This window comes from Undibacterium sp. Di27W (assembly GCF_049340345.1).
In the GTDB taxonomy this organism is placed as follows: domain Bacteria; phylum Pseudomonadota; class Gammaproteobacteria; order Burkholderiales; family Burkholderiaceae_D; genus Undibacterium.
Map to the genome: position 1 here is coordinate 1 of NZ_JBMPOS010000113.1, position 398 is coordinate 398.

At 45.5% G+C, this 398-nt stretch carries 1 protein-coding gene; it reads right to left on the bottom strand.

Annotated features, from left to right (window positions below; all coding sequences use genetic code 11):
• Positions 1 to 398 (bottom strand): PAS domain-containing protein (locus ACO0LF_RS31535; RefSeq protein WP_423021366.1); only part of this gene is annotated, 398 nt, incomplete at both ends.

The following is a 398-nucleotide window of genomic DNA, read 5'->3' on the forward strand; positions in this document are numbered from 1 at the left end:
TTTTCAGCTTCTTTTCTCTCGCTAATATCCTGTATCGTCACTGCCAGGCCAGAACCAGAACGAGTGAGACGACGTCTGGCCCACGCCATATGCAATGGACTCAACTCCGATAATTCATATTCATCCTCATAAAAACCAGTATCCATGGCACGAGAATAAATTTGCATTAATTTGGAAAAATAAACTTCTCCTTGCAGCGAGGACATCTTCATTCCGATAAGCTCTTCCCGATTGAGTCCAAAAAAAAGCGCGCCGCGCGCATTACAATCGACTACTTGAAAATCGATGATTTTTCCGTGTACATCCCTGAGCGCATTCATCATATAGAAACCCTCGTCGGTCGCTTCTGTCGCAAGCCGGTAAGTGTCGCGAACCTGCTTGGCCTGATACTTTTTCCA